Origin of the sequence: Actinocatenispora thailandica (assembly GCF_016865425.1) — a bacterium.
Taxonomy (GTDB): Bacteria; Actinomycetota; Actinomycetes; order Mycobacteriales; family Micromonosporaceae; genus Actinocatenispora; species Actinocatenispora thailandica.
The window spans coordinates 2105234-2130203 of record NZ_AP023355.1 but is presented as its reverse complement, the minus strand read 5'-3'; the positions used below and the strand labels follow the sequence as shown (position 1 = coordinate 2130203).

The 24970-nt window shown below is 73.6% G+C and carries 30 protein-coding genes and 1 tRNA gene; 18 read left to right on the top strand and 13 right to left on the bottom strand.

Annotated elements, in window-relative coordinates; genetic code table 11:
* Entirely contained in the window at positions 1-1008 is a 1008-nt protein-coding gene (locus Athai_RS09440; RefSeq protein ID WP_239157372.1) for a cobalamin biosynthesis protein, read from the bottom strand.
* Between the two features lie 365 nt (positions 1009-1373).
* Positions 1374-1829 (bottom strand): single-stranded DNA-binding protein, encoded by a 456-nt coding sequence (ssb, locus tag Athai_RS09435; RefSeq protein ID WP_203961153.1) that lies wholly within the window; start codon positions 1827-1829, stop codon positions 1374-1376.
* Between the two features lie 218 nt (positions 1830-2047).
* Between ssb and Athai_RS09430 the strand changes: the two genes are divergently transcribed.
* On the top strand, positions 2048-3073 hold the full coding sequence (locus Athai_RS09430) for a LacI family DNA-binding transcriptional regulator (RefSeq protein ID WP_203961152.1): 1026 nt from the start codon (positions 2048-2050) through the stop codon (positions 3071-3073).
* 247 nt (positions 3074-3320) lie between these two features.
* On the opposite strand, the gene Athai_RS09425 is transcribed toward Athai_RS09430, so the two are convergent.
* Positions 3321-3821 carry a DUF1444 domain-containing protein gene (locus Athai_RS09425; protein WP_203961151.1) on the bottom strand — a complete coding sequence of 167 codons (501 nt, stop codon included), beginning with the start codon at positions 3819-3821 and terminating at the stop codon, positions 3321-3323.
* A gap of 81 nt (positions 3822-3902) precedes the next feature.
* The gene (locus tag Athai_RS09420; protein ID WP_203961150.1) at positions 3903-4364 is read right to left on the bottom strand and encodes a GNAT family N-acetyltransferase; all 462 of its coding nucleotides are present in this window, start codon (positions 4362-4364) and stop codon (positions 3903-3905) included.
* A gap of 27 nt (positions 4365-4391) precedes the next feature.
* On the opposite strand from Athai_RS09420, the gene Athai_RS09415 reads away from it, so the two are divergent.
* Positions 4392-5015, top strand: a complete 624-nt coding sequence (locus Athai_RS09415; protein WP_203961149.1) for a TetR/AcrR family transcriptional regulator — start codon at positions 4392-4394, stop codon at positions 5013-5015.
* Between the two features lie 172 nt (positions 5016-5187).
* Positions 5188-5260: transfer RNA gene (locus tag Athai_RS09410), tRNA-Arg, on the top strand.
* A gap of 100 nt (positions 5261-5360) precedes the next feature.
* Here the strand turns inward: Athai_RS09410 and Athai_RS09405 are convergent.
* The gene (locus Athai_RS09405; protein WP_203961148.1) at positions 5361-5579 is read right to left on the bottom strand and encodes a hypothetical protein; all 219 of its coding nucleotides are present in this window, start codon (positions 5577-5579) and stop codon (positions 5361-5363) included.
* A gap of 193 nt (positions 5580-5772) precedes the next feature.
* Between Athai_RS09405 and Athai_RS09400 the strand changes: the two genes are divergently transcribed.
* The 6 genes from Athai_RS09400 (at position 5773) to Athai_RS09375 (ending at position 10179) form a co-directional block, all read left to right on the top strand.
* Positions 5773-6120: an ArsR/SmtB family transcription factor gene (locus Athai_RS09400; protein ID WP_203961147.1), complete on the top strand. Its 348-nt coding sequence runs from the start codon at positions 5773-5775 to the stop codon at positions 6118-6120.
* Positions 6117-6608 (top strand): SRPBCC family protein, encoded by a 492-nt coding sequence (locus Athai_RS09395; RefSeq protein WP_203961146.1) that lies wholly within the window; start codon positions 6117-6119, stop codon positions 6606-6608. The genes Athai_RS09400 and Athai_RS09395 overlap by 4 nt, the downstream gene beginning before the upstream one ends.
* Before the next feature lie 146 nt (positions 6609-6754).
* Positions 6755-6943, top strand: a complete 189-nt coding sequence (locus tag Athai_RS09390; protein WP_203961145.1) for a hypothetical protein — start codon at positions 6755-6757, stop codon at positions 6941-6943.
* A 233-nt stretch (positions 6944-7176) separates the two neighbouring features.
* Positions 7177-8733 (top strand): hypothetical protein, encoded by a 1557-nt coding sequence (locus tag Athai_RS09385; RefSeq protein ID WP_203961144.1) that lies wholly within the window; start codon positions 7177-7179, stop codon positions 8731-8733.
* A 52-nt stretch (positions 8734-8785) separates the two neighbouring features.
* A complete protein-coding gene (locus tag Athai_RS09380) occupies positions 8786-9247 on the top strand; it encodes a PPOX class F420-dependent oxidoreductase (RefSeq protein WP_203961143.1) in 462 nt (153 codons plus the stop codon).
* Positions 9248-9423: 176 nt separating this feature from the next.
* Positions 9424-10179 carry a class I SAM-dependent methyltransferase gene (locus Athai_RS09375; protein ID WP_203961142.1) on the top strand — a complete coding sequence of 252 codons (756 nt, stop codon included), beginning with the start codon at positions 9424-9426 and terminating at the stop codon, positions 10177-10179.
* Positions 10180-10216: 37 nt separating this feature from the next.
* Here the strand turns inward: Athai_RS09375 and Athai_RS09370 are convergent, their stop codons facing one another.
* Positions 10217-11026 (bottom strand): class I SAM-dependent methyltransferase, encoded by an 810-nt coding sequence (locus Athai_RS09370; protein ID WP_203961141.1) that lies wholly within the window; start codon positions 11024-11026, stop codon positions 10217-10219.
* A 158-nt stretch (positions 11027-11184) separates the two neighbouring features.
* Between Athai_RS09370 and Athai_RS09365 the strand changes: the two genes are divergently transcribed.
* Complete coding sequence (locus tag Athai_RS09365; RefSeq protein WP_203961140.1) at positions 11185-11625, top strand: GreA/GreB family elongation factor; 441 nt, start codon at positions 11185-11187, stop codon at positions 11623-11625.
* A gap of 19 nt (positions 11626-11644) precedes the next feature.
* Here the strand turns inward: Athai_RS09365 and Athai_RS09360 are convergent, their stop codons facing one another.
* Complete coding sequence (locus tag Athai_RS09360) at positions 11645-12475, bottom strand: class II glutamine amidotransferase (protein WP_203961139.1); 831 nt, start codon at positions 12473-12475, stop codon at positions 11645-11647.
* Positions 12476-12608: 133 nt separating this feature from the next.
* On the opposite strand from Athai_RS09360, the gene Athai_RS09355 reads away from it, so the two are divergent.
* Positions 12609-13694: a calcium:cation antiporter gene (locus tag Athai_RS09355; RefSeq protein ID WP_203961138.1), complete on the top strand. Its 1086-nt coding sequence runs from the start codon at positions 12609-12611 to the stop codon at positions 13692-13694.
* Between the two features lie 71 nt (positions 13695-13765).
* On the opposite strand, the gene Athai_RS09350 is transcribed toward Athai_RS09355, so the two are convergent.
* On the bottom strand, positions 13766-14275 hold the full coding sequence (locus tag Athai_RS09350) for a DUF6194 family protein (protein ID WP_203961137.1): 510 nt from the start codon (positions 14273-14275) through the stop codon (positions 13766-13768).
* 38 nt (positions 14276-14313) lie between these two features.
* Here Athai_RS09350 and Athai_RS09345 point away from each other — a divergent pair, with 38 nt between their 5' ends.
* On the top strand, positions 14314-15048 hold the full coding sequence (locus Athai_RS09345; protein WP_203961136.1) for a MerR family transcriptional regulator: 735 nt from the start codon (positions 14314-14316) through the stop codon (positions 15046-15048).
* Positions 15049-15226: 178 nt separating this feature from the next.
* Here the strand turns inward: Athai_RS09345 and Athai_RS09340 are convergent, their stop codons facing one another.
* Positions 15227-15715, bottom strand: coding sequence for a carboxymuconolactone decarboxylase family protein (locus Athai_RS09340; RefSeq protein WP_203961135.1), 489 nt, complete (start codon positions 15713-15715; stop codon positions 15227-15229).
* Positions 15716-16051: 336 nt separating this feature from the next.
* Here Athai_RS09340 and Athai_RS09335 point away from each other — a divergent pair, with 336 nt between their 5' ends.
* Complete coding sequence (locus Athai_RS09335) at positions 16052-16981, top strand: RNA polymerase sigma-70 factor (protein WP_203961134.1); 930 nt, start codon at positions 16052-16054, stop codon at positions 16979-16981.
* 79 nt (positions 16982-17060) lie between these two features.
* A complete protein-coding gene (locus tag Athai_RS09330) occupies positions 17061-17624 on the top strand; it encodes a GNAT family N-acetyltransferase (protein WP_203961133.1) in 564 nt (187 codons plus the stop codon).
* A 143-nt stretch (positions 17625-17767) separates the two neighbouring features.
* Here Athai_RS09330 and Athai_RS09325 read toward each other — a convergent pair whose 3' ends face one another.
* The 4 genes from Athai_RS09325 to Athai_RS09310 form a co-directional block, all read right to left on the bottom strand.
* Positions 17768-18043, bottom strand: coding sequence for a hypothetical protein (locus Athai_RS09325; protein ID WP_203961132.1), 276 nt, complete (start codon positions 18041-18043; stop codon positions 17768-17770).
* 137 nt (positions 18044-18180) lie between these two features.
* On the bottom strand, positions 18181-18789 hold the full coding sequence (locus Athai_RS09320) for a GNAT family N-acetyltransferase (RefSeq protein WP_203961131.1): 609 nt from the start codon (positions 18787-18789) through the stop codon (positions 18181-18183).
* Positions 18786-20315: an APC family permease gene (locus Athai_RS09315; RefSeq protein WP_203961130.1), complete on the bottom strand. Its 1530-nt coding sequence runs from the start codon at positions 20313-20315 to the stop codon at positions 18786-18788. Before Athai_RS09315 ends, Athai_RS09320 begins: the two co-directional genes overlap by 4 nt.
* Positions 20316-20388: 73 nt before the next feature.
* Positions 20389-21321 (bottom strand): GPP34 family phosphoprotein, encoded by a 933-nt coding sequence (locus tag Athai_RS09310; protein ID WP_203961129.1) that lies wholly within the window; start codon positions 21319-21321, stop codon positions 20389-20391.
* A gap of 465 nt (positions 21322-21786) precedes the next feature.
* Here Athai_RS09310 and Athai_RS09305 point away from each other — a divergent pair, with 465 nt between their 5' ends.
* From Athai_RS09305 to Athai_RS09290, 4 genes are all read left to right on the top strand, one after another.
* Entirely contained in the window at positions 21787-22695 is a 909-nt protein-coding gene (locus Athai_RS09305; protein ID WP_203961128.1) for a helix-turn-helix domain-containing protein, read from the top strand.
* 4 nt (positions 22696-22699) lie between these two features.
* Complete coding sequence (locus Athai_RS09300) at positions 22700-22900, top strand: DUF397 domain-containing protein (protein ID WP_203961127.1); 201 nt, start codon at positions 22700-22702, stop codon at positions 22898-22900.
* A gap of 315 nt (positions 22901-23215) precedes the next feature.
* Positions 23216-23734, top strand: a complete 519-nt coding sequence (locus tag Athai_RS09295) for a SigE family RNA polymerase sigma factor (RefSeq protein ID WP_203961126.1) — start codon at positions 23216-23218, stop codon at positions 23732-23734.
* The gene (locus tag Athai_RS09290) at positions 23731-24963 is read left to right on the top strand and encodes a hypothetical protein (protein WP_203961125.1); all 1233 of its coding nucleotides are present in this window, start codon (positions 23731-23733) and stop codon (positions 24961-24963) included. The genes Athai_RS09295 and Athai_RS09290 overlap by 4 nt, the downstream gene beginning before the upstream one ends.
* The last annotated feature ends 7 nt before the right edge of the window (positions 24964-24970 follow it).

The following is a 24970-nucleotide window of genomic DNA, read 5'->3' as shown; positions in this document are numbered from 1 at the left end:
TCACCAGGACCGCCCGCGTCGAGCCGCGATGCGGTCCACCACCCGCAGGCCGGCGCGGCGCAGCAGGGCGCGGCGGGCCGGCGCGGTGGCCAGGTGCCCGGCGGTGAGCGCGACCGTCGCCGCGCCGACCGCCGCGGACAGCCGGGCCGCGCGGACGATGTCGACTGGTTCGACACGGCGCCCGTCGCCCAGTTGCGGCCGCTCGTCGACCCGGCCCGCATACACGTTGCGGCCGCCCAACCGAACGCCGAGAGCGCCGGCCGCGGCAGCCTCGCACTGACCCGCGTTGGGACTGGGATGCCGGAGCCCGTCCCGCAGCCAGGTGCGCAGTGCGGCCCGACGGCTGCCGCCGACCAGCGGTGCAGCCGCGACGGTCAGCGCCGCGGTCAGCCGCGCCGGGGCCAGGTTCGCCAGGTCGTCCAGCCGGGCCGCCACCGCGCCGAAGCGTCGGTAGCGCGGCGACCGGTGCCCGACCATCGCGTCGAGGGTGTTGATCGCCCGATAGCCGACCAGGCCAGGCAGCCCGGCCAGCGCGCCCCAGCACAGCGGCGCGACCACCGCGTCCGAGGTGTTCTCGGCGACCGATTCGACCGTCGCCCGGGACAATCCGGCCGTGTCCAGTGTGGACGGGTCCCGGCCGCACAGCCCCGGCAGCCGGGACCGTGCGCCGGCGAGGTCGCCTGCGGTGAGGGCGGCGGCGACCCCGGTGGCCTCGCGGCGCAGCGAGGTGCCGCCGAGCACCAACCAGGTGGTACCGGCGACGGCGGCGGCGCGGGCCAGCGGTCGGCGCCGGGTGGCCGCGGCCACGCCGAGCGCCGCTGCCACCGGGACGCCGATCGAGACCGCGGCGAAGCGCAGGCCGGCCGCCCGGGACGGCTGGTAACTGTGCCGCTCCCAGCGCTGCACGAGCGACCCGAACCCGGCCACCGGGTGCAACCGGCGCGGATCTCCGACCACCAGATCGAGGCCGGCGCCGAGGACGAGACCGGCACCGTTGGCCGCCGCCAGTTGCCAGGCGGCGAGGTCGCCGGTGGTTCGCGGCCCGGCGGCCAGCAGCCGCGCCGACCGCTCGGCGAGGGTCCGCGCCAGGCCGGCCGAAACCCGCGACCCGAGACCGGACCGGGCGGCGGCCCCGGCCAGCAGCTCGGCGCCCCGGCGTACCGCGGGCAGCCAGGCGTCGAGCGCCGGGGCCGAGGCACCGCGACGACGCGCCGGCGCGAGCGCCCGGCCGTCCAGCAACGCGACGGCAAGGCGGACGATCTCGTCGCTCCTGACCATGGCATTCCTCCCCGAATCGCCGCGAGCCCGGCGCCAGCCCGACGACCCGTCATTCGGCAGCCTATGTGGCGCCCGGCTGGCCTCCGACACCCGTGTCAGGCCGCCTCCGGTGTGGCGGTGGCCGGCTCCGGGTCGGCGCCGCCCAGAGCGAGCACCGTGGCCGGGCCGGCCGGCTCGGCATGCGGCGAGGCCCGTCGCTGGAAGGTCGCGGTGCCGCGGCTGAGGTCGGGGCCGACGGTGGTCGCCTCGACCTCGTACGACCAGCGTCGGGTGCCGTCGGTGGCCTCGTAGGACCGGCTGTAGAGGTTGCCGGAGACCAGCACCGGGTCGCCGCGGTGGACCGACGCGGCGACGTTCTCGCCGAGCCGGCGCCAGCAACTGACCCGCAGGTGGAGCGAGTTGCCATCGACCCAGCTGCCCTTCTCTCGGTTGAACGTGCGCGCGGTGGTGGCGAGGCTGAAGTTCGCCACCGGCACGTCGTTGGTGCGGGTGTGCGTCAGCCGGACCTCGCTGATGACCGTGCCGACCAGGGTGAGCTTGGTTTCGAACATGCTGGCTCCCGTGACAGGCGGCCGAACCACCGGATCCGGCCGCGGCTGATGACCGCTCGCCGCCACCGTGCCGCGCCGTACCGTCCGGTGCCGGCCGGTCGCCGGGATCTGTGGACGACGCCGAGGGCTGTGGACCGTCTCGACGCCTCGCCGGTTTCGTGCTACCCGCGACCGACCGGTCCGGTACCGTCCGGGGCCGAGACTCGGGAGGCGAGCCGGTGGACGGTACCCGCGGCAGCGGCGACGGGCCGGTCACGGTGCACGACGTGGCGGTCGCCGCCGGCGTGTCCCGGCAGACCGTGTCGAACGTGGTGAACGCGCCGGAGCGGGTCAGTCCGGCGACCCGGCAGCGAGTGCGGGCGGCCATCGACGAGCTCGGCTACCAGCCGAACCGGGCGGCCCGGGCGCTGCGCGCGCACGCGTCCCGGCTGATCGGGTACCGGATCCGGCCCAACCGTCCGGACGCGCTCGCCGCGATCCTGGACCGGTTCCTGCACGCGTTCGCCGAAGCGGCCCGGGATCTGGACCATCACCTGCTGCTGTTCGCCGCGGCCGAGGCGGACGAGGTGGCCGCCTGCGGACGGCTGTTGCGTGGCGGTGCGGTCGACGGGTTCGTGCTGACCGACCTGGACTACCGGGACCGGCGGCCGGCGGCGATCGCGGCGCTGGGCGCGCCGTTCGCGTCGTTCGGCCGCACCGGCGACGAGTTCGTCTGGGTCGACGTGGACAACGCGGCGGGTACCGAGCGGGCCACCGAGCATCTGGTGGCGGCCGGGCACCGGCGCATCGGGTACGTCGGAGTGCCGGCCGGCGACCGGATCGGCGACGACCGCGAGTCGGGCTGGCGCACCGCGATGCGTCGCCACGACCTGGACGAGCGCCTCGCCCGGCACGCCGCGGACAGCATCGAGGCCGGTATGCGGGCCGGCGGCGAGCTGCTGGACGCCGCCGAACCACCGACCGCGATCGTCGCCGCGACCGACGTGTTCGCGGTCGGGGTGCTGCGTGCGGCCGGCCAGCGCGGCCTGCGGGTCGGCCCGGACCTGGCGGTCTGCGGTTTCGACGACACGCCGACCGCCGACGTGCTCGGGCTGACCAGCGTGCGGCAGCCGGTCGAGGAGGTGGCCCGGGCGATGATGGCGGTGCTGGCGCCGCGACTACCGGGTGCGCCCGCCGAACTGCCACCGCCGCCGACCACCCGGCTGTTCGTTCCGGACCTGGTGGTGCGCGACTCGACCAGCTGACCACCGCCCCGGCTGGCCCGGCGAGCCGGCCGGGCACAGCGTGCGCCCGCTTACCGGGTGGCTGCCCCGCCGGCCGCCCAGGTGCGCCGCGCGCCTGCCTGCCGGATGGCTGCTCCGCCGGCCGCCCAGGTGCGCCGCGGTCTGTTTGGCGGCGGCGTGCCCCGCCGGCCGGCCGGCGTACCGACCAGGTGCGCGACCCGGCTGCCGGCCGGGCGAACGGCAGGTGGACGGTCCACAGTGGAGGTGGTCAGAGCGACTCCCAGCCGCCCTGGCGCCACACCAGCAGCCGCCGGCTGAGCAGGTTCTCGTGACCGGCGAAGAAGACCCGTTCGCAGGCCCGGTGCACCTTCTCCAGCCCGGCCTGCGACTCGCTGCCGGTCACGAACATCACGTCCCGGGCCGGCGCGCCGACGACCACCTCGCCGTCGACCTGCTCGGCCAGGCTGGACCAGACGTCGTCGGAGGTCAGCAGCGTGGCCTCGACACCCTCGAAGGAGAGCGTGAACACCGGCGGGAGGCCGTGCACCTCGACCCGTTCCAGCTGCCCGGCCAGGTTGTCGGCGGCCGCTCGCCGCAGCTGACGGTGTCCCAGGTCGAGCGCGGTCAGGTCGTCTGCGGTGACCAGCCGGTCGCCGTGCGGCGGCGGCAGGTGGTAGCCGACCACCAGGTCGGCGTACCAATCCTCCAGCACCGGCGCGTCCGGGCCGGCGGTCGGGAACGCGCTCGCGACGTCTCGGGACAGGGGCATCGGAATGATCGCTGACACACTCGGCTGCACGAAAGGAAACGTACTGCCTGCCGCCAAGTCCGCGCTGACCCGACCCCGCCGTCAGACCGGCCCCGCCGCCGGCAACGCCTTCTCCAGCCAGTGCGTCGCGGACGGGTTGTCGTTGTAGCGCGCGATCTCCCGGTACCCGTGTCGGCGGTAGAGCCGCAGCGCCTCGGTCAGCGGCGCCGCGGTGTCCAGCCGCATCGTGTGGCAACCGAGATCACGCGCGGCGTCCTCGGCGACGGCCAGCAACCGGCCACCGAGCCCGGTGCCGCGGCCCGCGGGGCGCAGGTACATGCGTTTGAGTTCGGCGATGCCGGGGGCGATGGTGCGCACGGCCAGGCAGCCGAGCGGGGTGCCGTCGTCGGCGCAGCACACGATCATGCTGCCGTCGGCCGCCTCGACGTCCGGGTCGCCACCGCCGCCGTCGAAGTCGGCCAGCCGCGCCGCGACCTCGGACAGGTACTCACGTAACAGTTCGGCCGCCGGTCGGTACGCCTCGGCCCCGCTCAGGATCTTCATCGTACGACGTACGGTACGTTGTACGGCATGCCGACGCAACGGCTCACCCCCGAGCAGATCACCGCCGCCGCACTCGACCTGATGGACGCCGAGGGCCTCGCCGCGGTCTCCATGCGGGCGCTCGCCCAGCGACTCGGCGTCGGCACCATGACGCTGTACGGCTACTACCGCTCCCGCGACGAGCTGCTCGACGCGGTGGTCGATGCGGCCACCGCGGATGCCGCGAATCACCGCACTTCAGGCCGTACCAGCGCGAAACCGCTGGCGGAGCTGACCGCACTGTTCACCGCACTGCACCGGACCCTGTCCGAACATCCCGCCTTGTACCGGATCCGGATGTCCCGACCGTTCCTGAGTCCAGGCGTCCTGCGGGTGTGCGACCGGGCCCTCGGCCAGCTGCGCCGGGCCGGGCTGGACGACGCGGCGGCGGTCCGCGGCTACCGCACGCTCTACCTGTTCACGCTCGGCTGCGTCACCTATGCCAGCCAGGATGCGGCGGGCACCCGCAGCGCGCTCGACGCGTTGCCACCCAGTGATTTCCCTCACCTGAGCGCGCTGGCGCCGACCATGGCACACACCGCCGGTGGCCCCGACGAGTTCGACACCGGGCTTGCCACGCTGCTCACGGCCCTCCTCGGCCAGCACGGCTGACACCCGCCCGCGCGGCGACGCCGCGGTGCGCCGGGAGCGCGCCGACCGACCATCCGGTTCCGGCCCGTTGCCGCCGTGCCGGGACTGGCGTCACGGTTCGCACTCCGCCAAGATGTCTCGGGGGCCACCCACGGTAGCCTTCAGCCGCGAGCTGATCCCCTCGGCGAGCGACGCGCCCGTAGCTCAGTGGATAGAGCAGCTGCCTTCTAAGCAGACGGTCGTAGGTTCGAGTCCTACCGGGCGCACCTCGTTTCTGCAGGTAGACGCAGTGGACTCAGCTACGCGTAGTCGTCCGAAGGCCCCGGAGTGGCAGTGGCGGGCAGCAGAGCGCACCCGGCCGGAGCGCTAACGGTTCTTGGGATGGAAGCCGAGGATGCCGACGTGCTCCTCGGCGTAGCGGTCGTACCCGGGTTCGAACTGGCCGGACGAGGTGCCCGCGTCGCCGCGGCCGAAGCGCGTCTCCCGCCACAGCGCCAGCGCGACCGGCGCGAGTTCGGCGTGCCCCGCGTCTTTCGCTTCGATCTCGACGATGTGGCCGGCGGTCTCGATCCGAACCCGGGTCATCGAACCCTCCTCGTAGCGGCGCTCGGCCGGCGACCTCCGCGGCCGCCTCCACGATCGCAGCCCGGTACCAGTCGCACCTCCCCTGCCTCGGCAACTCGACTGACGGTTCGGTGGAGCCGGTGCGGTTCGACGGGTCGACCGCCACCCGGGAAGCGGTTGTGGCGGGCCGGCGATCGCGCTAACGTACAACCAAATGGTTGTAGATGAGTTCGCGGACGGCGAGCTGGACCGGGTCTTCCGCGCACTGGCGGACCCGACCAGGCGCGACATCCTGGCCCGCACCCTGCGGTCCGGTGAATCGGTGTCGTCGCTCGCCGGCCACTACCGGATGAGCTTCGCCGCCGTGCAGAAGCACGTCGCCGCGCTGGAACGAGCGGGCCTCGTGCGCAAACGCCGACACGGGCGGGAGCAGATCGTGCACGGTAGCCCGGAAACCCTGCATCGGGCCGCGACGCTGCTGGCGCAGTACGAGCGGCTCTGGTCCGACCGCGCCACACGCATCGCCGGCGTTCTCGCCAACGAGGAAGGGAGTACGACATGACAGTCCCGAACGGCACCGCCGACCCGACCACCCTGACCCTGACGTTCGTCGCGGAGTTCGACGCCGCGCCGGAGGCGGTCTGGCAGGTGTGGGAGGACCCGCGCAAGCTGGAGCGCTGGTGGGGCCCGCCGACCTACCCGGCGACGTTCACCCGGCACGAGTTCGTCGCGGGCGGCGAGTCCCGCTACCACATGACCGGGCCGGACGGGGACCAGCCGAGCGGCTGGTGGCGGATCGAGGCGATCGACCGGCCACGCTCGCTGGAGTTCAGCGACGGCTTCGCCGGCAGCGACGGTGAGCCGCTGCCCGGCGACGAGCCGGTCACCATGCGCGTGACGTTCGAGCCGACCGACCGCGGTACCCGGATGACGACCGTGACGCACTTCGTCAGTACCGAGCAGATGGAGAAAATGATCAAGATGGGGATGCAGGAGGGCATGGGGCTGGCGATGGGCCAGATCGATGCCGTACTGGCGTCCGCCGGCTGAGCCGGCAGCCGGGTCACCGCCCGGCGATGCCGGCCGGCAGGGGGCGCGGCGGGGATCGACCCTCCCGCCGGCCCCTCCAGGTGATCTTGGCCGAAAGCCCGTCGCGGCACCGGTGCCCGTCGCTACGTTGTGGCGGGGGTGGGGACATGAGTGCGAACACCGGGGTGAGCACCGGCATCGGGGTCGTGGGGTCGATCATCATCGCGATCTCGTGCGGCTACATGGCCTATCTCAAGGGCCGCGGCAAGTGGCTGTGGGGCATCCTCGGCTTCTTCTTCACGCTGGTCATCCTGATCATCGTGATGCTGTTGCCGCGCAAGACACGTCGCCCGTGACGCCCGGGACCGGCACCGGAGCACGGCGGCCGGACGGATCGGCGGAAATCGATGGGTAAGGGTTCTCGTTCGGCCCGGTGATCATGGCCAGCGGCGTGGCACGCTAGCAGGTGGTGACCGCGCGATCGCGGAAACCGTAGAGTGCATCCCCGGCTGGTTGGAATGCCGTATACGAGGGTATTAGTAACTCATGATCGAGTGACGTCGTGGCCGCGGCGGGCTGGAGGCGGGACATGGGTATCCGACGGGATTTCGACACCCACGACGTTGCGCTGCAGGACACCGGTTTCCGGCCTGATGCCGACTTCGAGAGCGCCGTGCACGGCTACGACCGCGGCCAGGTGCGGCGCTACGCCGAGCGGGTCGAACGGACCCTGACCGAACTCGCCGTCCGGATGGCCCGCAGCCAGGACCGGGAGCGGGCGCTCGCGCTCCAGATCGCCGAGCTGCGGGCCGACCAGTATGCCGAGCAACGTGAAGTCGCCATCGCCGAACTGTCCCACACCCAGTTCCTCGGTGGCCGGATGGAACAGTTGCTCGGCGCGTCGGAGCAGCTGGCCGCCGAGATCGTCGAGCAGGCACACACCGAGGCCGAGCGGGTCCGGGCGGAGGCACGCGACGCCGCAGAGGAGGCCCGGACCGCGGCCCGGAACGAGGCTCGGGCCCGCCTGGGTACGGTGCGGCGCGAGATCGACGAGACGCTCGGCGCGGCGCGGCAGGAAGCCGCGAACATGGTGTCGGCCGCGCAGCAGGAAGCGACCACGATGCTGACCGGGGCGCACCAGGAAGCGGATGCCACCGTGCACTCGGCGCGCGCCGAGGCGAACGCGACGCTCTCGTCGGCCCGCGAGGTCGCGGCCGGTTCGGTGGAGGCGGCCCGGCAGGAGGCGGACGAGGCGCTGACCGCCGCCCGCACCGAGGCGCGGCAGACGCTGACCGACGCCCGCGAGGAGGCGGACGGCACGCTGGGCGCCGCGCGGCAGGAGGCGCAGCAGACGCTCGGCGAGGCACACCGCACCGCGAAGAGCACCATCGACGCGGCCCGCGCGCAGGCCGAGCAGGCGGTCACCGCGGCGCGAAGCCAGGTCGACCGGATCCGTACCGAGGCGACGGCGGCCGCGACCGCGGAACGGGACGCGGCACACCGGGACGCCACCGCGTTGCTGGCCGCGGCCGAGCGCGACGCCACCGCCGAGCGGGAGGCGGCGCACGCGGAGGCGACCACCGAGCTGGACACCGCACGCCGGGAGGCGGCCACCGAGCGGGAGAACGCGCGCAACGAGGCGGCGGCGGAGCGGGAGACCGCGCACGACAAGGCGACCGCGGAGCTGATCGCGGCGCACGAGGCCGCAGAATCGGAGCGCCAGCAGGCGCACAGCCAGGCCACCGCGGAACTCGCCGACGCGCACCTGAAGGCCAGCGCCGAGCTGACCGACGCGCACGAGCGGGCCACCGCCGAGCTCGCCGCGGCCCACCAGCAGGCATCCGACCAGCTGGCGGCGGCCAACCGGGAGGCCGAGCAGACCCGCGCCGAGGCACGGGCGCAGGCCGAGCAGATCCTGGTCGACGCGCGGCACCGGTTCGCCCAGCTGACGCAGCTGCGGCACCGCATCCAGCACGAGATCGCGACGATCCAGTCGACGGTCGAGGCACTGGCCGGCGACGCGGCACCGCCGCTGGACAGCAGCGCCGACCCGCGCTGGCCGGTGGAGAACGCTCCGCGCCGGCACCGCGCCGACGACCGCAAGGTGACCGAAGCTCTGTCCATCGTGGACACCGCGGAGCACTGAGTACCGGATCACCGAGTCGGCGCCGGCACCGGTGCGGTCGTAGGGTCGGGGCATGGTGAGCTATGCAAGTGCGAACACGGTCGAACGCGACGAGCTGCTCGACTTCGTCCGGCCGCGGCACCATGCGGTGCTGATCACCACCCGGCGGGACGGCCGGCCGCAGGCCTCTCCGGTCACCTGCGGCACCGACGGCGCCGGCCGGGTGGTCGTGTCGACCTACCCGCAGCGGGCCAAGGTGCACAACGTCCGGCGTGATCCCCGGGTGACACTGTGCATCCTGTCCGACGAGTTCGACGGGCCGTACGTGCAGCTCGACGGCACCGCCGAGGTGCGCGACCTGCCGGCGGCGCTGGACGACCTGGTCGAGTACTACCGGGGCATCGCCGGCGAGCACCCGGACTGGGACGAGTACCGGGCCGCGATGCAGCGCCAGGGCAAGTGCCTGATCCGGGTCACGATCGAGCGCTGGGGCCCGATCGCCACCGGCGGCTTCCCGCCACCGGCCGCCGACTGACCCCGGCACCGGCCGCCTCCTGCTTCCCGACCTCGCCGCCGGCTGCCGCTCGATCCCGGCGCCGGCCACGCTTGGTACCGGCGCCGAACCCGGCCCGGGCGCGGTGGCAGGGCCGGCCGCCGGTGGCGCCGGAAACCGGTCGCGCCGAGGCCGCCCGGTCCGCCAGACTGCGAGGCATGCCCCGCACCTTCGACGATCTCGTGGCCGAAGCGCTCGCCGTACCCGTCGGCTGGGACTTCGGCTGGCTCGCGGGGCGGGCCACCGAGGCGCGGCCGTGGTGGCGCTACGCGCGGCTGGTCGGCAAGCGGATGGCCGGCGCCCAGGCCGCGCTGGACATCCAGACCGGTGCCGGTGAGCTGCTCGCCGGGTTGCCGGTCGTCCCGCCGCGGCTGGCCGCGACCGAGTCCTGGCCGCCGAACGTGGCGCTGGCCCGGCAGCGGCTCGCGCCGGTCGGCGGCACCGTCGTCGAGGTCGCCGACGACGCCGATCTGCCGTTCGACGACGCGTCGTTCGACCTGGTCACCTGCCGGCACCCGACGGTGCTGCGGTGGCCGGAGATCGCCCGCGTGCTGGCACCCGGCGGCAGTTACCTGTCCCAGCAGGTCGGTGCGGGTTCGGTGCGGGAACTGACCGATGCGCTGATGGGCCCGCAGCCGGTCAGCCAGGTGCGGGCCGCGGCGCGGGCGCTCGGCGGCGCCGAGGCGGCCGGGCTGGATGTCGTCGCCCTGCACCAGCAGTCGCTGCCGATGCGGTTCGACGACATCGCCGCGGTCATCGTGTTCCTGCGGACGGTGATCTGGATCGTGCCGGGCTTCGACGTGGAGCGCTACCGCGACCGGCTTGCCGCGCTGCACGAACAGATCAGCGCGCACGGGCCGTTCCGGGCCACCTCGGAACGCTTTCTCATCGAGGCCCGCCGCCCGGGCCGGTGAGCCGGCGCCGCGGTCGCCCGGTCGGCGACGGCGGCGGTCAGGCCGGGACGGTACCAGCGGCGAGCAGCGCCGCGGTGGGAATCGCGCAGTCGCCCGCCGGGCTGCGGTACGGCTCCGCCAGCCGTTCCAGCGCGGCCCGGATCCGATCCCGGGTCGCCGCCGGTTGCCCGGCGAGCAGCACGCTGGCCGCGCCGATGCCACCGTCGAGGCCGGCCCACCAGTCGGCGACGGTGGTCCGGTGCCGCCAGTCCAGCCGCCGTACCGTCACCCCGGTCAGCCCGGCCACGGACAGCAGCCCGGTCAACCCGGCCACGGTACGGGGAAAGTCGTGTTCGGCGGCGAGCCGCGGCAGCTCGACCGGCTGGACGCCGACGGCCTGCACCGCCTTTCCGAGAAGCGCCTGCAGCGGCGGCTGCGGGTACGGCCAGATCGTCACGGCGACGCGGCCACCGGGTCGGGTCAGCCGGGCCAGCTCGGTGACCGCGGCGGCCGGTACCCCAACGTGGTTGAGTACGAAGTTCGCCAGCACCGCGTCGAAGGTGCCGGTCCGGAACGGCAGCGCCGGCAGGGCGCCGACACCGACCGCGGCGGCCGGTACGGACCGGCGCGCCGCAGCGGCCATTCCGGGGGCGGCGTCCACGGCGGTGACCGCGGCGCCGCGGGCCGCCGCCAGCGCCGCGACGGTGCCGGTCCCGGTACCGACGTCCAGCGTCCGGGTGCCGCCGGCCACGCCGGCCGCGGCGAGCAGCGCGTCGGCCGGGTGGGCGCACAGTGTGGCGAAGGTACGGGCGAAGGCGGCGGTGCCGCCGCGCCACTGCTCGCGTTCGTAGCTGTCGAAGACGGTCATGCCACGCCGCTCCCCCGGGTCTGCCGGATCGGTGCCGCCATGATCGCCGAACCCACCGCGGCCGGCACCGGCAGGGTCGATAATCGCGGGATGATCGGCCAGGCCCGCCTCGACGTCCGGACACCGCGGACGGCGGGGCGGCCCCGCGGGAGGTGCGAATGAGCGAGCCGGATCCGGTGCAGCGGTTGCGCGACGAACTGGAGTCGGTCGGCGAACAGCGTCGGCGGCTGGCCGAGACGCTGGCCGACGACCGGCAGCCGGGAGACACCGCCGATCAGGCCGAGGGCATCGAGCGGGCCAACGAGCTGCGCCGGCTCGATGCGCGCATCGAGCAGTTGCAGGGCCTGTTGGCGGGCGGCGACACCGGGACGGGCCTGCCCTTCGGTACCCGGGCGGTGCTGCGGTTCGCCGACGGCGACACCGAACGCATCGAGATCGCGCCGGTGCCGGCGTCGGGTACCACCGGGGCGGCGATCACCCGGGACAGCCCGCTGGCCCGTGCCCTGACCGGCCACGCCGTCGGTGACACGATCACCTGGCGCACCCCCGGCGGGGACGCCTCCGCCGAACTCGTCGAGCTGCGCCCCCCGGCCGGCTGACGGCGCCGGGCGGTGGCGGTCAGACCGGCTCGGGATGGAAGTCCTGCAGGAAGTCGCGGCCGGGATCGACCAACCCGCAGGCGGACTCCGGCACCTCGTGCCACGCGCCGGGCAGGTCGCCGAGCGGCTCGGACACGATGATCCGGGTCTGCTCGGACAGCCGGCGGAAGTTGGCGTTGTCCGGGTACAGCTCGCGCAGCGCCTCGATCCGCCGGGAGTAGAACAGCGACCGGGACTGGTGCTGTGTCGAGTACCGGAAGACCCAGACGTGCTCGCCGTCGGAGGTGGCGATCGTCATCTGCATCGGGTCGCGGATGTCGTGCGCCGCGGCGACGCGTTCGACGTGACCGACCATCCTGGCCACCCCGGCGATCGGGTCGTCGCGCAGCCCGTAGCTGAGCGCCAGGTAGAACATCAGCTCCGAGTCGGTCGAGCCCTCCAGGTGCGGGAACAGTTCGGGCTCGATCGCGAGGACCAGTTCCCGTTTGATCTGGTGGAAGCCGTGGATCTCCCCGTTGTGCATCCACAGCCAGTCCCGGTACCGGAACGGATGGCAGTTGCTCTCCTGCACCGGGCTGCCGGTGGAGGCCCGGATGTGCGCGAAGAACAGCGGGCTCTCCAGGTGCTCGGACAGCTCGCGCAGGTTCCGGTCGCCCCAGGCCGGGCCGATGCCGCGGAACAGGCCGGGCGGGCGTGGCCCGTCGTACCAGCCCATGCCGAAGCCGTCGCCGTTGAGCGTCGTCGCGCCCAGCTTGGAGTGCATGCTCTGGTCGATCAGCGAGTGGTCGACCTTGTACAACAGTTCCTCGGGCCGGATCGCCGACCCGGCGTACACCAACCATCGGCACATACCCCCATCATCGGCGGCGCTCCGGCTCGGCCGGGCCGGAATGCCGCAGCATCACCCCGCTCCCCGTCTCCGCCACATCGGAGCTGGACGATTCACCCGACACCGGACAGGTGGTTCTGCCAGGGTTGAGCCCATGCGGGTACGGGTGTCCTGGACGCTGATCGTCCCGGTACTGGCCGTGGTGGTGCTGGCGGTGTCCTGGGGCCGCCACCTCGGGCCGGTACCGGTCGCGCTGGTCGCGGTGCTGCTGGCCGGCGCGGTACTCGCCGCGGTGCAGCACGCCGAGGTGGTCGCCCACCGGGTCGGCGAACCGTTCGGTTCGCTGGTGCTCGCGGTGGCCGTGACGATCATCGAGGTCGCGCTGATCGTGACGCTGAGCGTGTCCGGTGGCGCGAAGTCCGAGACGCTCGCCCGGGACACCGTGTTCGCCGCTGTCATGATCACCACCAACGGGATCGTCGGGTTGTCGCTGCTGATCGGCTCGGTGCGGCACGGGCTGGCCCGGTTCAACCCGGAGGGCAGCGGCGCGGCGCTGGCGACGGTCGGTACCCTCGCCACGCTCAGCCTGGTGCTGCCGCGGTTCACCGGTTCCTCGGCGGCCGGCGAGTTCTCCGGGCCGCAGCTGGTGTTCGCCGCGATCGCCTCGCTGGCCCTGTACCTGGTGTTCGTGTCCACCCAGACCCGCCGGCACCGCGACTTCTTCCTCCCGGTGGAGACCGGTACCGCGGCGGCGGATCCGGATCGGCCGGCGCCGGCGCCGTCGAACCGGCGGGCGCTCGCGAGCCTCGGCCAGCTACTGCTGGCGCTGATCGGCGTGGTGGGGCTGGCGAAGGTCGAGTCGCCGGCGATCGAGGCGGGGGTGCGCGCGGTCGGCTTCCCCGCCTCGTTCGTCGGCGTGGTGATCGCCCTGCTGGTACTCGCGCCGGAGACGCTGTCGGCGACCAGATCGGCGCTGCGGGACCGGGTGCAGATCAGCCTGAACCTCGCGTACGGCTCGGCGATGGCGTCGATCGGCCTGACCATCCCGACGATGGCGCTGGCCTCGATCTGGCTGCCGAACCGGCTGGTGCTGGGGCTGGGCCCGACACACATCGTGCTGCTCGCACTGACCGTCGTGGTCAGCGTGCTGACCGTGGTACCGGGCCGGGTCACCCGGCTGTCCGCCTGCGTGCACCTGGTGCTGCTGGCCGCGTTCGTCCTCCTCGCCATCCGGCCCTAGGCCGTGTCTTCGTGGCCAGCCACCCGGCTGCGCCGGGCCCGTTCGCCCGGGCGGAGCCACGAAGACACGCCCTAGGAACTCCGGTCACCGCCGGGGTCGGGGTCTCCGACCGCGTGCCCGCGATCGTTGCGGCGCTCGGCCCGGTGCCGCGCCCGGTCGTGCGCCTGCCGGAGCAGGCGGGTCGCCAGTTCGGTCGTCCGGGCGGCCGGGTTGACGATCGACACCCAGCCCTGCGCGCGGTACACCGGGTGCGGGATGACGACGTCGGTGGCGGTGTGGTCCCGCGGCGTCGCGGTGGTCCGCGGATTCTCCCCGATGAGTTCGACGAACGCCGCGGTGCCCACGTGGATGTTCAACCGCCAGCGATCCGGGCGGTCGAGGTCGCATCGGTCGTCGTCGGGGTAGTTCTTCGTCACAATGGTGGCGTAGGGCTGCTCGCGCCGGGGCACCCGCCCGTCGGGGGCGTAGTAGAAGAAGTGGTCCCCCCAGGCGAGCTCCGGGAACGCGCTGCCCTCGGCCGGCGCGAGTTCCAGCACCCCGTCGAAGCCTCGGATCGTTTCCAGCAGTCGGTCCATACTCATGGTTCGAGCATGTACTTGAAGTGCTAGTGGAGGGTTCGATGGACCGTGCCGGCGCGGGTACCGCTCCGCTGACCACCGCGGCGGTGGCGGCGGCCGCGGGCTGCTCCGCTCAGCAGGTACGCGATCTGGAGGCGCTCGGGGTGATCCCGGCCGCGGTCCGCTCCGGCAACGGGTACCGGCGGTTCTCCGCCGCGCACCTGAACGCGCTGCGCGCGTACCGCGGCCTCGCCGACGCGGTGGGGCCGGTCGACGCCAGACAGGCCATGCGGGCCATTCGCCACCAACCGGCGGACCAGGGGGCGGCGCTGATCTGCGGGTTCCACGCCCGGCTCAACAAGGAGCGGGACCAGGCTCTCGCGGCACGCCGCGCGCTGGTGGCCATCCAGGCCGAGGCGGGCACCGACGCCGAGCCCGTCGAAGGCGACTCGATGACCATCACGGAGCTGTCGCAGGCGCTCGGGGTCAGGGCGTCCACGCTGCGCTTCTGGGAGCAGGCCGGCCTGCTGACACCCGTACGCATCGGCACGCCGGCGGGTACGGCCCGCCGGTACCCGCTTGCGGCCATCCGGGAGGCGCGCATCACCGCGGCCCTGCGTGCCGGCGGCTACCGCATTCCCGACGTGCTGGCGGCCATCACGGCGACCCGCGAACTCGGCGAGGTGAGCCACTCGCTCGCCGCGCTCGACGCCCGGCTGGCCGCCATCGCAGACCGGGCACTGGCCCTGCTGCGGGTCGGCGACCTGCTGGCGGAGATCGTCGAGTCCCGGCGGTGACGGCACGGTCGGTCGCCCCGGCGCAGGGCTCTGGGCCTCCCGGGCTCCGGGGCCTCCCGGGCTCCGGGCTTTTGGGCTCCGGGCTTTTGGGCTCCGGGCTCCGGGCTCCGGGCTCCGGGGGTATGGCACCGGCGCCCGGCCCGCGGCGGTCCGGGACCGGCCACGGACCGGGCGTCGATCACTCCCCGCCGACGGCGGCGAACGTACCGGGCTCGTACGAGCTGCCGGGGTTGTGCACCATGACGTTCATCCGGGTGGCTGCGTTGATCATCGCGATCAGGCAGACCAGCGTGCCGAGCTGGTCGTCGTCGTAGTGCTCCCGGGCGGCGGCCCAGGTCTGCTCGGCGACACCCGGCCGGCCGTCGCCGAGCCGGGTGCCCTCCTCGGCGAGCGCCAGCGCGGCGCGTTCCGGCTCGGTGAACACGGTCGACTCGCGCCACACGGCGACCAGGTTGATCCGTACCGGGGTCTCGCCGGCCGCCGCCGCCTCCTTGCTGTGCGCGTCGACGCACAGGCCGCAGCCGTTGATCTGACCGACCCGCAGCTGCACCAGCTCGCGCAGCGTCTTCGGCAGGGTGGACCGTTCCAACGCCATGGCGGCGTTGGCGAAGCGCTTCAGCGCCTTGCCCGCGGTCGGGCTGGCGAACAGGTCGAGTCGGGGTTCCATCGCAGTGTCCTCACTGTTCGAGGTGGCCGCGCGGGGTGGGCGCGGCTGGTGACGACCATGAAGATGCCGCCGCCAGGATCGGTGTGACGGCGCTGCGCTGTGACCTGCTCCACCCGGCCGGGCTGTCACATCGCGCCGCCGGCCGGCGTCTCGTGCACGGCGGCCGACGCCGAGGGCCGAGCGGCCGGCAGCGCCGGCAGGTCAGGTGGTCGGCAGGATGCCGGATGGGCACCAGCCGGGCCCGGCAGTATCGGGCGGCACGGCGTGGGCGGGGCCGGGGTCGGCGGCGTCAGGGCGCCGTCCGAACGGTGTCGCGGCAGCGAGGAGGAGCGGGCGATGAGCGGAACGGACGAGCGGCGCGGCGCCGACCGCGCGGACCGGGGCACCGGGCCGGGACGCCCGGATCCGGCCACCGAGGTGTTCCTCGCCCACCGCAACCTGTTGTTCACGGTCGCCTACGAGCTGCTCGGTTCGGCGACCGACGCCGAGGACGTGTTGCAGGAGACCTGGCTGCGCTGGATCGGTGTCGACCTCGACGCGATCCGGGACGAGCGGGCCTACCTGGTCCGGATCACCACCCGCCAGGCGCTGACCCGGCTGCGCACGGTCCGCCGCCGCCGGGAGTCCTATGTCGGACCGTGGCTGCCGGAGCCGCTGCTGACCGCGCCGGACGTGGCCGAGGACGTCGAACTCGCCGACAGCGTCTCGATGGCGATGCTGCTGGTGCTGGAGACGCTCGCGCCGACCGAGCGCGCGGTGTTCGTGCTGCGCGAGGTGTTCGACCTGCCGTACGAGCAGATCGCGGCCGCGGTGGACCGGACGCCCGCGACGGTGCGCCAGATCGCCCACCGGGCGCGCGCGCACGTGGCGGCGCGCCGGCCGCGCGAGGCCGTGTCGGCGGCACAGTCGCGCGGGGTGGTCGAGGCTTTCCACCGGGCCGTCGAGACCGGCGACCTGCAGCGGCTGCTCGACGTGCTGGCACCGGACGTCGTCCTGCTCACCGACGGTGGCGGCGTGGTGCCGGCGGCGCTGGCGCCGATCGTGGGCGCCGAGCAGGTGGCATCGGTACTGGGCAGCATCGCCGGCACCGCGACGCTGCGGTCCGTGCTGGTCAACGGCCACCGGTCGGTGTTCGTCCGGTTCGACGACGGTACCGCTGCGGTGGTCGCGGTGCGGATCGGTGCGGGCCGCGTGACCGGCCTGTACGCGGTTCGCAACCCGGAGAAGCTGGCGCACCTGGACCGCCCCTCCCCGCTGCGCCGTTGAGCTCGCGGCGGTTCCGGTCGGTGAACGTCCGGTTTCGGTGCGAACCTGGAACGACCGATCGTCGAGACGGGGCAGGCAGATGAGCGAGTACGAGGTCCGGCCGCTGCAGCCGGACACCTGGGACGGGTTCGCCGCGCTGGTGGAGCGGCACAACGGCGTCTTCGGCGGCTGCTGGTGCACCTGGTTCCACACCATGCCCGCCGACAAGGAGCGTAGCTACCAGGCGAACCGGTGCCTCAAGCGGCGGCTCGTCGACGAGGCGCGGGCGCACGCGGCGCTGGTGTTCGACGGCGCGCGGGCGGTCGCGTGGTGCCAGTACGGCAGCCCGGCCGAACTGCCGAACATCTACCACCGCAAGCAGTACGAGGCGGAACTCGACGTCGTCCCCGACTACCGGATCACCTGTATCTTCGTGGACCGCCGGTACCGGCATCGGGGGCTGTCGGCGATCGCGCTGGACGGCACGCTGGCGCTGATCGCCGCGGCCGGCGGCGGCGTCGTCGAGGGGTACCCGCACGACAACGCCGGCGCGCGCAAGTCGGTGCTGTACGACGGGACCAGGGCGCTGTTCGAACGGGCCGGCTTCGAGTACGTGCGCAGCAAGGGCACCGGCAACTGCGTGATGCGCCGCACCGTCCCGTGAGCGCACCGGACCGTCAGCGCGAACCGTCCCGTGGGCGCACCGGACCATCAGCGCGCACGTCCCCCGGCGCGGACCATCGGCGGGCACCGGGCGGCGGCGCGTCGAGCCGTGCCGTGGGGCCGTCGGCGTGCTGCGCGCGCCGGTCAGAAATCGCGCACCGGGTCGACCTGCGGCGGCTCGTCGTCGGGTAGCTGGTAGGCCACGTCCTCCGGCGGCATCGGCAGGCTCGTCGCGCCGAACGGCGAGGACGGCCCGGCGTCGTCCGCGAGCAGTTCGCTGACCGGGCGGCCGAGCGCCGCGTGGCCGGCCCGGCCGGTCTCGCCACGCTCGGCGAACGCCGGATCGACCCCGTACGGGCCGGGACGGCCGCCGGTACCGGCGTTGGGCCGGTTGTCCGGCCGCTTCTCTGACTGCGCCATCGCACTCACCTCCGCGCACCGCGCGATGTCCGCCCCACCAGTCTTCCGCACCGGAGGCCGGATCGACGCCCGGTGCGGCCGGAAGCGGCCCCGATCGGGCGAACGATCGCCCGGTTTGGGTCGAACGCCCGGCCCGCTCAGCCGGCGTCCCGCGTCTCGCGCAGCATCGGGTACAGGGCGGGTGCGCCCGCGGCGGGGCGGATGTCGGCGCCGCACGGCCGGTACCCCAGCCGCCGGTAGAGCCGCGCCGAGTCGGCCGAGGAGGCGATCAGGAACGCCGCGGTACCGGCCCGGTCGAGCCGACGGTGCCGGTGCGCCAGCAGTGCGGCGCCCAACCCGGACCGCTGCCGCGCCGGCGTGACGCCGACGAAGCCGAGGTAGGCGTAGCCGGGCCGGTCCGGGTACCGGTCGTGCATCGCCTCGTCCAGCGCGGTGAACCGCCCGACGTACCGGCCGCACGCCGCGGCCAGTCGCGCCGGGTAGTCGGCTGGCACCAGGTCCGGTTCGCCGTCGCGCCCCGGGTACCAGAGGGCGGCGGCACTGTCCACGTCGGTGACGTCCACGGTGGCCGCGCCGGCCAGCGCGTGCCGGGCGACGATCGCCCAGTACCTGGGGTAGATCTCGCGCCGCTGCGCCAGGTCGGGCACCAGCCAGTCGGCGAGGTCGCCGTGCAGGAAGGCCTCCGACAGCAGCCGGGTGAGCCGGTCCGCGTCCCCGGGGCCGGCCGACCCGATCGGCACCGTCACCCGTCACCGCCGAGCACCACCGCCTCGCTGGTGGCGGCCGGGCTCGGCTCGGGCACCGGGTCCGGGCCGGTGACCAGGTGCCGGCCGCCCTGCCCGATCCGTCCGTACGCGGTGCGGTTGGTGACCCGCCGCAGCAGGCCCCAGACGATCCCGAGGACCGCGACGGCGCCGATGCCGGCCGGCAGCGCCCGCGCCCAGAACGAACCGTTCGGGATGCCGACCAGGGTGCCGAAGTTGACCGTGGTGACGCCGGCGATCACGGCGAGGCCGAGGAAGCCGAGTACCGGGGCGATCCGGGACTGCCAGACGTTCTCGTTTCGCCGGTGCCGGACGAAGTAGACGAGCGCTGCGGCGCAGCACAGCGTCATCAGCAGCAGCACGCCGTACCCGGCGAAGACCGTACCGCCGAAGAACAGGGCGGTTTCCGGGTCGGCGCCCAGCGACACCATCACCACGATGATCGTGAGTACCAGCACGGACTGCGCGATGGCGCCGCCGGCCGGCGCCGCGGTGCGCGACCAGGTGCGGCCGAAGACGCCGGGCAGCACCCGGTCCCGGCCGAGTGCGAAGAAGTACCGCGCGCCGGTGTTGGAGAAGCCGATCGCGGCGGCGAGCAGCGAGGTGCACAGCAGGATCTGCGCGATCCGCAGGCTCCAGCCCGGCACGTACGGCGAGACCAGGTGGAACAGGTACTGGTCGGCGTACTTGCCGGCGCCGGCCACCACGTTGCCCGGACCGGCGGCGACGGTCATCGCCCAGGCGCTCAGCGCGTAGATGGCGGCGGTGAACGCGAGGGCGCCGTACACGGCGATCCACGGCGCGCCCTTCTTCGCCTCCTCGCTGTAGTTGTACGAGTCCTCGAAGCCGACCAGGCCGGTCAGCGCGATCACCATGCCGACCAGCGCGGTACCGCCGCCACCGAACAGCTCCACCGGGTTGAGCGCGGCGAACGACACCGAGCCGTGCGGGTGCGCGATCTCGATGACGTCGAACACCAGGATCGCCGCGATCTCGGCGACCAGGGCGACGGCGAGGATCCGGCCGGCCAGGTTGACCTTGAGCACGCCGAGCACGGTGATGACCACCAGCGCGGCGATCGCCACCCACCAGGGCGAGATGTCCGGGCCGAACAGCTCGGTGACCTGCCGCGCGCCGGCGACCCCGAACCCGCCGAGCAGTCCGGCCTCCATCGCCGCGTACGACACGACCGCGACCAGCCCGGCGGCGACCGCGGCGACCCGGCCGATGCCGGCCGCGACCGTCACGTACAGCGCACCGGCGTTCGGGATGCGCCGGCCCAGCGCCACGTAGCCGACCGCGAACCACCACAGGATCAGCGCCACCGCGAGGTAGGCGATCGGGATGGAGGTCAGCCCGGTGACGGCCCAGCCGTTGGTCAGGCCGGCGCCGACCACGGTCAGCGGCGCGGCCAGCGCGATGACGTAGCCGCCGAGCGTGCCCCAGGACAGTCTGTTGCGGGCCAGGCGGTTGGTCACCGCGCTGGCCGGGAAGGCTTCCACAGCCACGGGAAGGACCCTTTCGTGAGGGGATGGCGCGACCCCGGTGCGGTGTCGCGGAGCGCACCGGGGCTGTCGCGGGTCAGTGCCGTCGGGTCACGGCGGCCTGCAGTGCGCTCGCGGCGTCCAGCACCGACTGCAGGTCGGGGGTGAGCCGCAGGTCGGAGGGCATCGGGAAGTGGTCGGAGAACTCGCGGCGGACCACCGCCATCAGCCCGATCGCGTCGTAGAGCCCGAACAGCACCCGGTCGGACTCGCCGATCGGCTCCCGGTCGCGCAGCTTGCGTGGCAGCCGGGTCAGCGCGTTGACCGAGGCGGTCGGCTCGACGTCGAGGAACACCTGCCGCCGGCGCAGCCCGGACCGGCGCTGCTCCTCGACGACCAGCCGCGCCATCGCGAGCCGCTCGCCGACCATCCGGTAGGCCCGGTCGGAGAGGTACTCGACGAACTCGACGACCGGTCGCCGCTGGTCCCGGGCGTCCTCCACGATCTCCGACAGCACTCGGTAGCAGAGCGGGTCGCGCGGCGGTGCCTCCAGGTAGAGCCGGTGATCCGGCGCGAGCACCGGCTGGCCGGTCTCGGCGGCCGGGAAGGTGCGCAGCAGCCGCTGCCGGCCGTGCACCTGGTCGTCCCGCCAGGTCAACATCAGCTCGGCGACCAGCGCCGCGGCGCAGCCGATCCCGACCAGCCGGTGGTTGATCCGGGTGGCGCCGGTGAACGCGTCGGTGGCACCGCGGAACAGTTCGTCGGCGATCGGCCGTACCTTGGCGCCACCGGCCGACGGGCGGGTCACGCCGGACGGCAGGTACGCCGGGTCGGTCCGCGGCGGGCGGGCCTGCTCGGGGTACGGGGCGTGCGGCGGCTCGGCACGTGGAGCGTGCGGCGGCTCGGCGCGTGGAGCGTGCGGCGGCTCGGCGCGTGGCGGCGCCGGGGGGCCGGGCCTGCTCGGCGGGGCGGCGTCGGGGTGCAGCTGCTCGTACCACCCGGAGTGGTTCGTACGCCGCGGGTCGGTCACCGTCGGCCTCGCCGGCGTGGTGGATGCGGGAGTGATCGGGGCATCGGCGGCTGCGTCCTATCCGCCGTGCGGCAGCGGGCGAGGGAATCCGAACATTTGCGTGCAGACAATGCTGTACTGGGTGAACCTCACGCCGTCTCCACCTGGTAGGGACAAGGAAGACATATGTGCCAGGCCCGGCACGCATGCAGTGAACACCACGGCGCCGGTTTTCACAAGGTAGCGGAACCGGTATCGCGTAACCGACTCGGCATCCCGATCATGACTGTTCGTGCTTGCCGGGGCGCGACTGGATCGGTGCACCAGTTCTGCAACATCCGAGTGACAAGTACCGCATCGTGCCGTTGGTGCCGCCCGCGCTCCCTCAGGTTCGGTCCGGCCACCTAATACACTCGTCCGAGCCAGACAGCCGGGCACGATCCGCCGCGCCCCGGCGCCGCCAGGGCACAGCGTCAGGGGGTCACAATGCGTAATCGGTCGAGCCTCGACGCGGCGGCGACCGAGAGCGGCGAGTCGGTCGGCGCGGCGTGGGCCCGGCGCAAGGTCGGCAACCTGCTGCGGGAGTTGCGCGAGCGAGCCGGGTTCACCCAGGAGGACGCCGCCGAGTTCATCGAGCGGCACGTGACCACGCTGTACAAGATCGAGAACGGGCTGCCCGGGGTGAAGCTGCGGCCCAAGGGCGACATCGACGGCCTGGTCGAGCTGTACGGGGCGGACGACGCGACGCACCGCCGGCTCACCGAACTGCTCGCGCTGACCCGGCTGAAGGGCCCGTTCACCCGCTACCGCGACGTGGTGTCGCCGGAGTTCGACCTGTACCTGGGGCTGGAGGGCAGCGCGACCGAGCTGGTCAGCTACGAGCCGGACCTGGTGCCCGGCCTGCTGCAGACCGAGGCGTACGCGGCGGCCATCACCAGCCTGCCCGGCGGTGACGGCCGCAGCCGGCCGCCGACCGAGGTGGCCAAGCGGGTCCGCCTGCGGCGCAGCCGGCAGAGCGTGCTGACCCGGGCAACCGACCCGCTGCGGCTGGACGTGGTGCTCTCCGAGACCGTACTGCGGCGGCCGGTCGGCGGGCCGCAGGTGCTCGTCGACCAGCTCGACCACATCGTCGCGATGACCGAGCTGCCGACCGTGTCGGTGCGGGTGGTCCGGTTCGATGCGGGCCTGCACCTGGGCTACACGACCGGCCAGTTCATCGTGCTGCGCTTCCCGGAGGACCATCCGATCGCCTACAGCGACGGGTTCCTCGGGGACAACTACTTCAACAAACCGCAGGAGGTGGCGCGTTACGACGAGGCATTCGCCGACATCAGCAAGCACGCCCTGAACGCCGCGGACAGCCGCGCGCTCATCGGGCAGATCATGAGGGAGTGACCACGTGAGTGGCCTGACCGGCGCGGTGTGGCGCAAGTCCAGCCGCAGCAGCGCCAGCAACCAGTGCGTCGAAGTGGCGACGAACCTGTCCGGGATCGTCGGGGTACGCGACTCGAAGGACCCGGCCGGGGCCGCCCTCGCGGTGGCCCCGACGGCGTTCGGCGCGTTCGTCCGCTTCGCCGCGGGGTGTGCCACCGCGCGATGACCCGGGTACGGCTTCCTGCCCGAAGCCGGCACCCGAGCCATCGCAGTGGTGAGACACCGCGAGACATGATGCCGCATGCGGGCACGTACCGCTAGGCCGCATCACTGTCAGTAGCCGGCCCGCGGATCCGAGGCGGATTCGCGGGCCGCACCGCATCGGCCGGCGACGCGCTCCGGCGCAGACGCCGAGGCGGATGCGCGGGCCGCGCCCTCGCCGCACCCCGGCGCGGTCCGGGCGCGATCCCGACAAGTTCGCCGGGACATCGAACCTCGCTCGGCCTCTCGGCCCTCGTAGGCAGTGTCAAGGGAGGTACGGGTGAAGAAACTCGACGGGTTCACGGAGTTCGTGACCGCCCGGTTACCGGCGCTGACCAGGCTCGGGTTCGCGCTGACCGGCGACCACCAACTCGCCGAGGACCTGGTGCAGACCGCGCTGTTCCGGTTGGCGCAGCGCTGGGGCCGGGTGGACGAACCGCAGGCGTACGCGCGCCGCATCATGATCAACGAAAGCACCTCGTGGCATCGTCGCCGCCGGCTGCGGGAGACGTCGCTGGCCGCGGCCGGCGACCCCGCCGCCCCGGTCGAGGTGGCCGAGTCGGTCACCCGGCGCGAGGCGTTCATCGCCGCGCTACGCAGGTTGACGCCGAAGCAGCGCGCGGTGCTGGCGCTGCGCTACTACGAGGATCTGTCCGAAGTGGACACCGCTGCGGCGCTGGGGTGCTCCGTCGGCACCGTCAAGAGCCGCACCCATCAAGCGATCCGCCGGCTGCGCGAGCTGGCACCGGAACTCGCGATCGGCACCGACCGGTCGCTCGCCGAGGAGGTTGCCCGATGAACGAGCTCGGCCAGCTGTACGAGGAGGCCACGGCGACCAGCCGGCCGGCGTCGGCGCAGGCCGTCACCCAGCGCATCCAGCGCCGCTTCCGGCGGCGCCGCGCCGGACGGTTCGGCGTCGGGGCGCTGGCCGCCGCCGCGCTGGTGCTCGGCGGCGTCGCCTGGCACGGTGGTGGCGCGACCCCGCCGGCACCGATCGACACCGCGGCGCAGCTGCCCGCCAACCGCCCGGTTGGTCGCGGCGAGTACCTCCAGCCGTACTTCGCCAACGACGGGACGCCCCGCAACGCGCTGCTACGCACCCGCTCCGGCTCGCGCTACGTCGTACCCGGGCAGGTCGGCCCGAGCGTTGCGCTGATGGGTACCCCGCTGTCGCCGAACGGCCGCTGGCTGGTCACCTACGCCGGAACCGACGTCGTGGTGCGTGACCTCACCGGCAACCGCAGCTACCGCACCGGCCGCGCCGGCAAGGACGGCATCCCGGTCGCCTGGTCGTCGAACGACCGGTGGCTGGTGCTGCGCGGCGCGCCGGACGGCAACCGCGTCGACGACACGCTGTTCCGGGTCGATCTCCGGAACGGCGCGGTACGCAAGCTGGCGCTCGGCGCGCACCACTCCGCGGCCGAGATCGCCGCGATCCTGCCGAGCGGCGAGCCGGTCTTCGAGGTACCGGGCAGCAAGCCGACGCCGAAGCCGACCAAGGCACCGCAGCAGCGCTACGGCACCGGCATCTACCAGGTGGTCGACCCGGGCACCGGCGCGCTGCGCAAGGGTTACTCGGTGCCGAACGCGCAGCTGTGGCAGGCCGAGGACGTGGCCCGCATCGATCCGGCCTCCCCGAAGCACACCCCGCGGCTGGCCTGGGTCGCGCAGACCCGGTCGCCGCTGATCCTGTCGCCGGACGCCACCCAGGGCGCCGCCGTGACCACCCAGTACGGCCGGCGGACCACGCTTCGGCTCGGCGTACTGGACGTGACCGGCGGCGTCGGGCGGGCCGTCAACGTGGTCATCTCGCCGAACGGCACCGCGGCCGACGGGATCTCGGCGGTACGGGAGTGGCGACCGGTCACGCTCGACCACGGCAAGCTCACCGTGCTGGGCCGCACCGGGTCGAACGCCTACGTCGTCCGGCTCACGATCGACCTCGCGGCGCACAACGCGGTGGCCGTCGACAAGATCCACTATCCGGAGGACAGCCTGCCCGCCGGCGTCGTCTCGACCGCGCGCTGACCGGCTA

Coding starts and splice junctions, on each gene's coding strand:
- ssb (WP_203961153.1), bottom strand. CDS start 1,829: ATGTTCGAAACCAAGCTCACCCTGGTCGGCACGGTCATCAGCGAGGTC.
- Athai_RS09425 (WP_203961151.1), bottom strand. CDS start 3,821: ATGCCCCTGTCCCGAGACGTCGCGAGCGCGTTCCCGACCGCCGGCCCG.
- Athai_RS09420 (WP_203961150.1), bottom strand. CDS start 4,364: ATGAAGATCCTGAGCGGGGCCGAGGCGTACCGACCGGCGGCCGAACTG.
- Athai_RS09415 (WP_203961149.1), top strand. CDS start 4,392: ATGCCGACGCAACGGCTCACCCCCGAGCAGATCACCGCCGCCGCACTC.
- Athai_RS09405 (WP_203961148.1), bottom strand. CDS start 5,579: ATGACCCGGGTTCGGATCGAGACCGCCGGCCACATCGTCGAGATCGAA.
- Athai_RS09400 (WP_203961147.1), top strand. CDS start 5,773: ATGGTTGTAGATGAGTTCGCGGACGGCGAGCTGGACCGGGTCTTCCGC.
- Athai_RS09395 (WP_203961146.1), top strand. CDS start 6,117: ATGACAGTCCCGAACGGCACCGCCGACCCGACCACCCTGACCCTGACG.
- Athai_RS09390 (WP_203961145.1), top strand. CDS start 6,755: ATGAGTGCGAACACCGGGGTGAGCACCGGCATCGGGGTCGTGGGGTCG.
- Athai_RS09385 (WP_203961144.1), top strand. CDS start 7,177: ATGGGTATCCGACGGGATTTCGACACCCACGACGTTGCGCTGCAGGAC.
- Athai_RS09380 (WP_203961143.1), top strand. CDS start 8,786: ATGGTGAGCTATGCAAGTGCGAACACGGTCGAACGCGACGAGCTGCTC.
- Athai_RS09375 (WP_203961142.1), top strand. CDS start 9,424: ATGCCCCGCACCTTCGACGATCTCGTGGCCGAAGCGCTCGCCGTACCC.
- Athai_RS09370 (WP_203961141.1), bottom strand. CDS start 11,026: ATGACCGTCTTCGACAGCTACGAACGCGAGCAGTGGCGCGGCGGCACC.
- Athai_RS09365 (WP_203961140.1), top strand. CDS start 11,185: ATGAGCGAGCCGGATCCGGTGCAGCGGTTGCGCGACGAACTGGAGTCG.
- Athai_RS09360 (WP_203961139.1), bottom strand. CDS start 12,475: ATGTGCCGATGGTTGGTGTACGCCGGGTCGGCGATCCGGCCCGAGGAA.
- Athai_RS09355 (WP_203961138.1), top strand. CDS start 12,609: ATGCGGGTACGGGTGTCCTGGACGCTGATCGTCCCGGTACTGGCCGTG.
- Athai_RS09350 (WP_203961137.1), bottom strand. CDS start 14,275: ATGAGTATGGACCGACTGCTGGAAACGATCCGAGGCTTCGACGGGGTG.
- Athai_RS09345 (WP_203961136.1), top strand. CDS start 14,314: ATGGACCGTGCCGGCGCGGGTACCGCTCCGCTGACCACCGCGGCGGTG.
- Athai_RS09340 (WP_203961135.1), bottom strand. CDS start 15,715: ATGGAACCCCGACTCGACCTGTTCGCCAGCCCGACCGCGGGCAAGGCG.
- Athai_RS09335 (WP_203961134.1), top strand. CDS start 16,052: ATGAGCGGAACGGACGAGCGGCGCGGCGCCGACCGCGCGGACCGGGGC.
- Athai_RS09330 (WP_203961133.1), top strand. CDS start 17,061: ATGAGCGAGTACGAGGTCCGGCCGCTGCAGCCGGACACCTGGGACGGG.
- Athai_RS09325 (WP_203961132.1), bottom strand. CDS start 18,043: ATGGCGCAGTCAGAGAAGCGGCCGGACAACCGGCCCAACGCCGGTACC.
- Athai_RS09305 (WP_203961128.1), top strand. CDS start 21,787: ATGCGTAATCGGTCGAGCCTCGACGCGGCGGCGACCGAGAGCGGCGAG.
- Athai_RS09290 (WP_203961125.1), top strand. CDS start 23,731: ATGAACGAGCTCGGCCAGCTGTACGAGGAGGCCACGGCGACCAGCCGG.